This is a genomic window from Pseudomonas sp. BAV 4579 (assembly GCF_009765395.1).
In the GTDB taxonomy this organism is placed as follows: Bacteria; Pseudomonadota; Gammaproteobacteria; order Pseudomonadales; family Pseudomonadaceae; genus Chryseomonas; species Chryseomonas aestiva.
The window spans coordinates 1-8,892 of the sequence record NZ_WHOV01000217.1; the positions used below are offsets into that span (position 1 = coordinate 1).

Sequence of the window (8,892 nt, forward strand, 5' to 3'; positions counted from 1 at the left end):
GGTCGTTCAGGAGGATGGCGGCGGCGATGTGCAGGATTGGGGTCAAGGTGAACGTCCCGATCAAGGTGGGCGGGTCACCGTGCCGGGAGACGGGCGAAAAGGCAACGGTTGGCAATCCTGGCTCAGCCTGGTGGGCCTCAAAGGTCGGTATGCAGCGCGTAGCCATTGAACCCGGCAGCGAACAGTATGACTCCCCAGAGGAAGAGGTCCGTCTGCAGGAACTCGCGCTTTATCGAAGCGAGCTTCATGCCGTGTTGCAGGGACAGGGAGGGATCGATCAGCCACCCCAGCAGGACGGCTGCCACGCCCAGTAGCATGGCGATGGCGCCGATACTCTTCACGACCTGCCTCACCTCGGTAACCCTCTCCGCGAAAACGGCATTCAGCGAATGATCGCCGGGAGTCAAGGGTATCGATCGAAAAGGGGTCGCGTGTAAAACTTCCTGAACGCTTGTAAACAAGTGTTAAAGCGCGGCCCGGAGCCTTTGCGCCGGGCTACCACGCAGTGCTGGAGCGGACGCCTTCAGCGCAGCGTCCGCAAGGTCGCCCGCAGATCCGCCACGAATTGCTGTGGATTCTCCATCGCCGCGAAGTGCCCGCCCTGATCGGCTTCGCCAAAGAATCGCAGATCGGCGAAGCGCCGCTCCGCCCAGCGGCGCGACAGCCGCAGTTGCTCGCCGGGGAACATGCTGACGCCCGCGGGCAGGGGCAGCGGCGCGCTGGGCATGCCGTTCGCCATCTCGCGCCTGGCCTCCCAGTAGAAACGCGCCGAGCTGGCGCCGGCATTGGGCAGCCAGTAGAGCATGATGTCATCGAGCAGATGATCCAGCGGCAGGACGTGCTCGGGTTCGCCCGCGCTGTCCGAGACGTCCTGGAACAGGGCGTAGATCCAGGCCGCCAGGCCTACCGGCGAGTCGGCCAGGGCGAAGCCCACCGATTGCGGGCGGGTGGTCTGCACCTTCATGTAGCCCGAGTATTCGCGCTCGTAGCGGGCGGCGTCGGCGAGCATCCGCTGCTCGTCCGGCGTGGCCGCCGCGACCTCCTCGGCAGTGGGCTGGAACATCACCATGTTCAGGTGCACGCCGGCCAGGCCCGCCGGGCGCATATGGGCCAGGGCGGCGGTCACCGCGGCGCCCCAGTCGCCGCCCTGGGCCAGCCAGTGATCGCCGTAGCCGAGTCGGCGCATGAGTTCGATCCAGGCCAGGGCAGTGCGGCTCACGCCCCAGCCGGGCTCGCTGGGCTGGTCCGAGAAGCCGAAGCCGGGTAGCGCGGGAATGACCAGGTGAAAGGCGTCCGCGGATTCACCGCCATGGGCGACCGGATCGCTAAGCGGCCCTATCACGTCGCGAAACTCCAGCACAGAGCCTGGCCAACCGTGGGTGAGCAGCAGGGGGGTAGCCGTCGGTTCGGGAGAGCGCACATGGAGAAAGTGGATGCCGAGGCCGTCGATCTCGGTGCGACTGCTGCCCCAGCCGTTCAGCAGGGTCTCGGCCGCCCGCCAGTCGTACCCGCCGCTCCAGCGCTCCACCAGGGCTTGCAGGCGTTCCCGTTGCGGCCCCTGACCGCCATCGTGGACGGTCTCGCGGTCGGGCCAGCGGGTAAGCCTGAGTCTTGCCGCCAGCTCATCGAGTTGGACCTGGGGTACGCGGATGGGAAAGGACTGGATGAGAGCGGTCATGGAGAGCCTCGCAAGGAAGGGCGCAGTCGAATAACTGAACGTTATCGTTCAGTTTACAGGTGCTGTCAATCCGCTTAAGGTTCGCCCATGACCGAAATGACCAAACCACGCGGCGGGCGACCCCGGCGCGAAGAGGCCGGCGCTGTCGATCGCCGCCTGCTGGACGCTGCCTTCGAACTCTTCCTCGCCCAGGGCTTTGCCGGGACCTCCTGCGAGGCGGTGGCGCGACTGGCCGGTGCGGGCAAGGCCAGCCTCTATGCGCGCTTCGCCAACAAGGATCAGCTGTTCGAGGCGGTGATCCGCCGTCACTCGGCAACCCTGCCGCAGCTCGAACTCGTGCCCTCCGGCCTGCCGCTCGCGGAGCGTCTGCGGCTGGCCGGTCAGGACATGCTGGAGCACGCCTCGCGGCCGGAAACCCTGGCGATGATGCGCCTGGTGATCGCCACGGCCGATCGCTTTCCGGCAGTCGCGGCCGAGGCGACCCGGATCGGCTGGGAGGCGGGTCGCCTGCGGGTGCGACAGGCCATCGAGGCAGGCCCGGATCAGCCGGACGATGTCGAGCGACTGCTTGAGGGATTCATCGATCTGGTCTTCGCGCCGCATCAGTTGCGGGTGCTGCTGGGCGATGATCCCAGGGCACTGCAGGCTCAGGCGGCGGAGCGGATCGAGCGGGCTGTTCGGCTGTTGCTGGAGTGAGGGTATTCGCCGACCTGGAGCGCTCGCTGACCAGGCCGTCGCCCGAGACGCTGGCGGCAGTCGGATTGCGGTCTGACACCCCTGGTGCCTGCTCGCCCGCAGCGATCTTTCGCTAGCCCTTGCGCTTGGCCGATATCGCCGCCGCCGTGGAAATGAGCAGATCCGCCATGCGTTTTTCGTCACGCTCGGCGTTCCAGCGCGCGCGGGTCACCGCGACGTTGACGGCGCCTATTGCGCGGCCTGCGGCATCGACGATCGCTGCCGCGGTCGAGGTGTCGCCATAGAAGAACTGATCCTCGACGTGGGCGTAGCGCCGCTGGCGAGCCTGGCGGATGTTTTCCCAGACCTTGTCGCGATCGGTGACCGTCGCCGGGGTGTAGGCGATCAGCTCGCTGCGATCGAGGATGGCGTCCACCTCGTCATCCGCATAGGTGGAAAGAATCGCCAGCCCGGGTGCGGTACACCAGGCCGGAAGGCGACTGCCGACGATGACGTTGGCATTGAACACGTGGCGGCTGACGATCCGCACGACGTAGACGATGTCGGTACCGTCCATGACGGTCAGGTTGGTGGCTTCTTCCGTCTCGCTGCTGAGTTGCTGCAGGTAGGGCGCGGCGCGATTGACCAGTTCGCTGGACGACAGGTAGTGGAAGGTGAAATCGAGCAGCCTGGGTGACAACTCGTATTTCTTGTCGGCGCCCTTCGTGAGGTAGCCAAGGGTGCTGAGGGTATGGGTGAAGCGCTGGGCGGCGCTGATGTCCATATCGGCGAGCCCGGCAATTTCCGAGAGCGAAAGATGGCGTTTGCTGCCATCGAACGCGGTCAGGACCTTCATCGCCTTCTCGACGGATTGCACGTACAGCGAAGAGGCGGTGGGGTCCTTGCGCGGACGTCGCGGATCACTCATGGAGAGACTCCTGCTTGGGGGGCGCGAATTATCGGGTCGTCGGCGCTATTTTTCTATCGCAGTTCGATAAAGCCTGTCCCGGGTTCTCGCTCAGCACCGCCAGGCCTCTGCCGTCGAGCGGCTCAAGAGATGCTTTCTGATGCGCTCGCTGGGTGTCAGGTCGAAGGCGTCGACCGCTCGATAGAAGGTCGGTCGCTGATAGGCCGCGAGCCTGTCCGCGGACCAGGCCGCGAGGTCGGCGAAGTCGAGCGTGGCGTCGGGCTTGGCCTGGACGTACAACAGGATTTCCTGCTCGCCGATCGCGGAGGCGACACCGATCGCCGCGCTGGCATGGACAGCCGGATGGCTATTGAAGATCCGCTCCACCTCCCAGGCCGAGACGTTCTCGCCACGGACACGCATGCTGTCGGTTTTCCGGCCCACGAAGAACAGTTCGCCGTCGGCGTTGCGCCTGGCCAGATCGCCGGTGAACAGTCGTCCCTCGCGAAGGGTGGCGGCGGTCGCCGCGGGATTGTCGAGATAGCCGGGCAGAAAGGCGCCTTCCACCGCGCTCGACAGCACGATCTCTCCCAGTTCACCGTCAGCCACGGCCTGTCCCTGCTGATCCAGGAGTTCGACGGTCAGCCAGGGCAGGGGGCGTCCCACCGAACCCGGCGTTCCCCGTTCGTTCAGCGTGGCGAAGCTCGAGCATTCGGTCATGCCATAGCACTCGCGCAGGGCGCAGCCAAAGCGCGCTGCGGTGTCGGCCCAGCGATTCAGGCCGACGCCCGCGCCCCACAGGACGCGTAGCGGGTGGCGGGCCGGCCAAGCCGCTGGCGGCTGCTGCATCAGGATGTCGATGATGCCGCCCAGATAGTGCAGCTGGGTGGCCTGGGCGGCGGCGCACTGAGCCCAGAAGCGACTGGCCGAGAAGCGCGGCACGATGTGCAACTCGCAGGGGGTGAGCAGGGGCGCCATCAGCATCTGGGCGCCGCCGATATGGCACATCGGCTCCCAGATCAGCAGGTGATCGTCCGGCTGGACGTCGGCGACGCGGATGACCGACTCGCCGGCGATACGCATCATGCGATGGGTAAAGATCACGCCCTTGGGATGGCCGGTCGTGCCGGACGTATAGATGATGCACAGCGGGTGGTCGAAGGCCACCTGCTCTGGACGGAGCTCGGCAGCCGGCGCGGCTTCAGCCTCGCGGACGAGGTCCGCGAGGGTCACCCCCGGCAGGCGGTGGGCAGCGCCCGCCTGCAGCAGCGGTTGCAGGGCGGGCTCACTGATCACCAGGTCGGGCTGGGCATGTTCGAAGGGATAGTCGAGTCCCAGGCCGCGCAGCTTGGTGTTGATCGGGATCCAGGTGATGCCGCTCAGCGTCATGGCATAGATCAGGGCGACCTGATCGGCGCTGTTACCGAGGAACGTCGCGATCCGACTGCCCACCCCCAGTCCACGCGCCGCCAGGGTGCTCTGCAAACCGGCGACCCGGGCGCGCAGCGCGTCGCGCTCCAGCGCGTGCTCACCGAAGACGATGCGCATCCGGCTGGAGCTGTCGGTCAGGCGTTCATGGAGGAGCGGGATGACGTCCAGGCGATCCCGGGGGGATCGCGCGGGAAAGAAATCGGTATGGGGATGCATGGATCAGCGTCCTTGGAGTTTGGCGGTAGCGCGCGACGACACCCAGCGGGCGAGGAGCGCGAAGACGACGATGAAGGCGACCAGGGTGGTCGAGACCGCCGCCAGGGTGGGGGAGAGCGCCAGCTGGATGCTGTCCCACATCTGCTTGGGCAGGGTCGTGTTGATGCCGCCACTGACGAAGATGGCGATGGTCAGGTCATCGAAGGAGGTGATGAAGGCCAGCAGGAAGGCGGATACCAGGCTGCTCGACATCAGCGGCAGGGTGACGGTCCGCAGGCGCGTCAGCGGGGAGGCCCCGAGAATTCGCGCGGCATCGTCCAGGCGCCAGTCGTACTGCTTGAAGGCGGCGCTGAGGGTGACCACCACATAGGGCAGGGCCAGCACGGTGTGCCCGATGACCAGGCCCAGGTCGCGACCTCCCAGGCCGATACGCGAGAACAGATAGAGCAGGCCGAGGGCGATCACGATGCGCGGCACGATCAGGGGCGAGATGAACAGCGCGAACAGCAGCTTGTTCCAGCGTGACGGCAGGCGGGTGAGGGCCAGCGTCGCACCGAAGCCGAGGATCACCGCGAGCAGCGCCGTGAGCACCCCGACGCTCAGCGAGCGCCAGAGCGCCGCCTGCCAGACCGGCGAGAAGAAGAATTCGGCGAACCATTTCAGACTGAACAGCTTGGGTGGAAAGGCGATATAGGGCGCGCTGGTGAAGGCCAGCGGAATCACCACCAGCACCGGCAGGATCAGCAGCGCCACCAGCAGCACGCTGTAGCCGGTGAGGAGGAGGCTGTCGCCCTGGCCGTAGCGCCGCGGCAGCAGGCCCGACAGGGCATGACCAAGACCGATCAGCAGGCGTTGCGACACCCCGGCGCGGCGATTCTTCGGCGCCTCGCCGCTGAGCGAAGACAATCCGGCCACGCGATCGAACAGCCAGAACACCAGCAGCGAGCAGGCCAGCAGCACCACCGACAGGGCGCCGGCGAAATGCAGGTCGAAGAGGTCGAGCACGGACGAGATGACCAGCTGCGCCACCATCATTTCCCGGGGCGAACCGAGCAGGGCCGGCACGATGAAGAAGCCTAGACTGGTGATGAAGACCAGCAGGCTCGCCGCGGCGACGCCTGGCCCGGACAGGGGCAGGAAGACACTGAAGAAACTCATGGTCCGGCTGGCGCCCAGGGTTTCCGCCGCGGGCATCAGGCGCTTGTCGATGGTTCTCATGATCGGCAGCAGGGTGATCACCGCCAGGGGCAGCATGGCGTGGACCATGCCGATCAGGGTGCCGGACAGCGCCGGCACCAGTCCCGACGGATCGTCGACGACCTTGGCGGCAAGCGTCGTCAGCAGACCCTTGCGACTGAGCAGCAGCATCCAGGCGTAGGTCTTGACCAGGTAGCTGGTCCAGAACGGCAGCATGATCCACAGCAGCCAACGCTCGCGTCCATGAGGCGACAGGCGACACAGCAGATAGGCGATCGGGTAGGCGAGCAGGACCGCGAGCCCCGCGGTCAGGGCGGAAATCCAGAAGGTGATCCAGAGCACCCGGGCATAGATGGGCGTCGAGGCGATCCGCTCGAAATTGGCCAGGGTCAGTTCGCCGGCGTTGCCCTGAACGCTGCCCACCAGCATCTCGGCGACCGGGAGCAGAAAGAAGGCGGCCAGAAACAGCAGGGCCGGCAGTGCGGGCAGCAGACCTCGACGCAGGCTCATGGGCGGACCTCCGCCGGCAGCAGCGCGGCCCGGCGCGGGTCCCAGGCGATGCCCACCGCATCCCCCGGTCTGACGGCCAGTTGCCGCGGGCACCTGACGTTGAACGCCTTGCCCGAGGGCAGTCTGACCTGGGCGCGCAGATCGCTGCCGAGGAAGACGCAGGCGTCCACCAGACCCTGCAGCAAGCCCTCCCCGGGCGCCGTCAGCCGCGCGGCTTCCGGGCGAACCAGGAGCACACCTTCGCGGCCATCGCCCCCCTGATGAGCCTCGAGTTCGAGGGTGGTGTTTTCGACCTGCAGCCGGCGATCGGCGGTGAAGCGGCCTTCCAGCAGATTGGAGTGGCCGATGAAGCCCGCGGCGAAGCGGCTGACCGGTCTGTCGTAGAGGTCCTCGGGCGTTCCCAGCTGTTCGATGCGGGCCTGATTCATCAGGCAGATGCGATCGGACAGCGTGAGGGCCTCCTCCTGGTCATGGGTGACATAGATGAAGGTGGCGCCCAGCTCGCGATGCAGGTGGCGGATCTCCAGCTGCATGTGCTCGCGCAGATTCTTGTCCAGCGCGCCCAGGGGCTCGTCCAGCAGGATCACCGAGGGGCGGTAGACGAAGCAGCGCGCCAAGGCGATGCGTTGCTGCTGGCCGCCGGAGAGTTCCTGCGGGTAACGCCGCGCGAAGTCGCGCATCCGCACCATGTCGAGGGCATCGTCGACCGCCTTCGCGGTGTCGACCTTGCTCCTTTTACGCATGCGCAGCCCGTAGGCGACGTTGTCCCACACGCTCAGGTGCGGAAACAGCGCATAGCTCTGGAACACCAGGCCGATCCCCCGCTCGCCTGGCGGCGTGCGGGTGGCGTCCTGGCCGTCGATGAGCAGGGTACCCATCGAGGGCTGGACCAGCCCCGAAATCATCTGCAGGAGCGTGGTCTTGCCCGAGCCGGAAGGGCCGAGCAGGGTCAGGAATTCGCCGTCCTGCACGGTGAGGTCGGTGGGCTGCAGCGCAACGGCGTCCCCATAGGTTTTGCCGAGGCCGACGGTTGCTAGTTTTATGGCCATCTCCAGCTCCCCTCAGGACAGAATCCAGGCGTTGAAGCGCTCGGTCACCGCGGCGCGATGTTCCGCCCACCACTGCGGACTGGGCAGCCGCATGTGCTGCAGGTTGCTCGGCTCGGTGGGCAGCAGACGCGCGCGCTCGGCGGGGATGCTGTCGAAGGCCTTGCGGTTGGTGGGGCCGTAGGCCAGGGTCCTGGTCAATTCGGCCTGGCGCTGCGCGTCGGCGCAGAAGCGGACGAACTGCTTGGCGAGGTCCGCGCGTGGCGTGCCCTTGGGAATCGCCCAGCCTTCGATGGAGTACAGGCCCTGGTTCCAGGCGATCTCCACCGGGGCGCCATTGTCGATGGCCGCCTGGGCGCGACCGTTCCAGGTGGAGATCATGTCGACCTCGCCACTCTGGATGGCCTGCATGGCCTGGGCCCCGGAGGTCCACCAGATGTCGACGTGGCGCTTGATGCGATCGAGGCTCTTGAAGGCACGGTCCACGTCCAGCGGATAGAGATCGTCTATGGCGACCCCGTCGGCCATGAGTGCCTGTTCGAGGGTATCCAGCGGGTTGCGTCTCAGGCAGCGGCGACCGGGAAATTTCTCGACGTCCCAGAAGTCCCGCCAGGACTGGGGGCCCTTGCCGGGGGCGAAGGTGTCGGTGCGGTAGGCCAGGACGGTGGAATAGACGTCCACGCCCAGCCAGTTGGCGGTGACCGCCTCGGGAAGGAGGTCGGGATAGTCCTCCGCCTTCAGTCCGATGGGTTCGAGGAAACCCTTTTCCTCGAGAAAGGGAATGTCCGCGGAGATCGTCAGGGTGGTGACGTCCCAGACGTAGTTGCGGGTCTGCACCATGGCCGAGAACTGGGCGACCGGCTGGGATTCGCGGGCCACGCTGATGACCTTGATACCGGTGGCCTGCTCGAAGGGCGTGTAGAAGGCCCGGCGGTATGCCTCGGTATAGGGACCGCCAGGGTCCGAGACCACGAGGCGCTGATCCTGAGCGCAAACGCTGCGCGGCAGGCCGGCCACGGCGGCCAGGATGGCGCCGGCCTTAAGCACCTGGCGGCGACCTGGATTCTGGAATTGACTCATCTGGACTGACTCCTAGGCAACGAAAACTCGTTTGCAGGTCGTGCCGTGCCGCAAACGCCCGGCAGCGGTGAACCCATGTCGTCGGCAGAAATAGCGATAGGCCTCGTGGGCGAGGCGCGGAGGGTGGCGCTCCCGGTCAGGGGCGGCCGCGC

At 66.6% G+C, this 8,892-nt stretch carries 8 protein-coding genes; 1 reads left to right on the top strand and 7 read right to left on the bottom strand.

Annotated elements, in window-relative coordinates; translation table 11 throughout:
- Positions 1 to 137 precede the first annotated feature (137 nt).
- Both GSQ95_RS25195 and GSQ95_RS25200 read right to left on the bottom strand, forming a co-directional pair.
- Positions 138 to 341: a hypothetical protein gene (locus tag GSQ95_RS25195; RefSeq protein WP_256664715.1), complete on the bottom strand. Its 204-nt coding sequence runs from the start codon at positions 339 to 341 to the stop codon at positions 138 to 140.
- A 182-nt stretch (positions 342 to 523) separates the two neighbouring features.
- Complete coding sequence (locus GSQ95_RS25200; RefSeq protein WP_158890560.1) at positions 524 to 1,678, bottom strand: epoxide hydrolase family protein; 1,155 nt, start codon at positions 1,676 to 1,678, stop codon at positions 524 to 526.
- Positions 1,679 to 1,765: 87 nt separating this feature from the next.
- Here GSQ95_RS25200 and GSQ95_RS25205 point away from each other — a divergent pair, with 87 nt between their 5' ends.
- Complete coding sequence (locus GSQ95_RS25205) at positions 1,766 to 2,374, top strand: TetR/AcrR family transcriptional regulator (protein WP_158890562.1); 609 nt, start codon at positions 1,766 to 1,768, stop codon at positions 2,372 to 2,374.
- Positions 2,375 to 2,486: 112 nt separating this feature from the next.
- Here the strand turns inward: GSQ95_RS25205 and GSQ95_RS25210 are convergent, their stop codons facing one another.
- From GSQ95_RS25210 to GSQ95_RS25230, 5 genes are all read right to left on the bottom strand, one after another.
- Positions 2,487 to 3,281, bottom strand: coding sequence for an IclR family transcriptional regulator (locus tag GSQ95_RS25210; RefSeq protein ID WP_218568708.1), 795 nt, complete (start codon positions 3,279 to 3,281; stop codon positions 2,487 to 2,489).
- Positions 3,282 to 3,371: 90 nt separating this feature from the next.
- On the bottom strand, positions 3,372 to 4,907 hold the full coding sequence (locus GSQ95_RS25215; protein ID WP_158890565.1) for an AMP-binding protein: 1,536 nt from the start codon (positions 4,905 to 4,907) through the stop codon (positions 3,372 to 3,374).
- Between the two features lie 3 nt (positions 4,908 to 4,910).
- Positions 4,911 to 6,614 (bottom strand): ABC transporter permease subunit, encoded by a 1,704-nt coding sequence (locus GSQ95_RS25220; protein WP_158890567.1) that lies wholly within the window; start codon positions 6,612 to 6,614, stop codon positions 4,911 to 4,913.
- Positions 6,611 to 7,663 carry an ABC transporter ATP-binding protein gene (locus GSQ95_RS25225; protein ID WP_158890569.1) on the bottom strand — a complete coding sequence of 351 codons (1,053 nt, stop codon included), beginning with the start codon at positions 7,661 to 7,663 and terminating at the stop codon, positions 6,611 to 6,613. Before GSQ95_RS25225 ends, GSQ95_RS25220 begins: the two co-directional genes overlap by 4 nt.
- A gap of 12 nt (positions 7,664 to 7,675) precedes the next feature.
- On the bottom strand, positions 7,676 to 8,740 hold the full coding sequence (locus GSQ95_RS25230) for an ABC transporter substrate-binding protein (protein WP_158890571.1): 1,065 nt from the start codon (positions 8,738 to 8,740) through the stop codon (positions 7,676 to 7,678).
- Positions 8,741 to 8,892 lie beyond the last annotated feature (152 nt).